Source organism: Cryobacterium sp. CAN_C2 (assembly GCF_015751745.1).
In the GTDB taxonomy this organism is placed as follows: Bacteria; Actinomycetota; Actinomycetes; order Actinomycetales; family Microbacteriaceae; genus Cryobacterium.
Genome location: NZ_JADOUX010000057.1, coordinates 1 through 1052, shown reverse-complemented (window position 1 = coordinate 1052; position 1052 = coordinate 1). Strand labels below are relative to the sequence as shown.

Annotated in this window: 1 pseudogene; it reads right to left on the bottom strand. The window is 63.4% G+C overall.

What is annotated here, in order from left to right:
• A pseudogene (locus IWX77_RS16850) lies at positions 1-1052 on the bottom strand (hypothetical protein); the annotation flags it as partial.

Here is a 1052-nt window from a genome sequence, read left to right as displayed (position 1 = left end):
CCGGTGGTGGCGTTGTACCAGCGGATGCCAAATTTCACCAGTCCTGAGGCGCGGTCTTGGATTCCGGCTTTGAAGGAGTACGGGTTTTGGGCGGAGCCGTTTCCTGTTCCACCGGCGGTGAGGACCTGTGTGCCGTAGGGGTCGTAGCTGTAGGAGAAGACGTTACTGGCGAAGTCGACAAGCAATCCGACGGGGTTACCGAGGCCGTCCCACACGTAGATCCCGTCAATGTCCGCCGACGTCGTCAGCATGAGTGCCTGTCCGGTGATGGGATCGCTGTAGATGTGGGCGGCGTTGCCGTTGACCGTATAGGTGGCGACCTGTGGGTTTCCCTGAGCATCGTTCTTCCCGTAGCTGAGGTTGTAGGTGCGCGATGCGGTGCTTTCGGTGAGGACCGCTTTTTGGTCGGCTCCGGCGTAGGTGTATGTCGATGTTACGCCGCCGGTGGTGGCGGTGGTCATCTGCTGGAACCCGTTATACCCATACGTTGCCGTGGGGGTGGCGGTGAGGTTTCCGGTGCCGTCGTAGGCATACCCGGTGGTGGTGATCTGGTTCGCGGCGTTGTAAGTCAGCGTCTGCGACGACGCAGCGGACCCGGTGACGACCTGGGTGAGTCGGTTACCACGAGCGTCGTAGGTGTAGGCGTAGGTGCTGTTCGTTCCGGACCCGCCGGCCTGGGCGGCCTGGGTGATTCGTGCGGATGTGTCGTAGCTGTAGGTGGTGGTCTGACCGGTGATGTTGTCCTTGGTCCAGCGCAGCTTGGCGTGGTCCTGGGTGGTGTCGGTGCCGCAGGTCGGCGCGGGCGAGGCGGAGTTATAGCAGTACAGGGTGTCGAAGACGACGGTGTCGGAGGCGTTGCCTGTGCCGGTGTACGCCGTGAGTTGCTTGACCCGGCCGGAGCTGTCGTAGCTGGTGTTCTCGTGCCCGGCCCAGGTGGTGTTGGCCGGGTTGGACGATTGCAGCCAGGTGTCGGTACGGCGGCCCTGCGCGTCGGTGGCGTAACGGACCATCTGGTACCCGCCGGCCTTGGGGTACTGCGTGCTGGTGAGCAC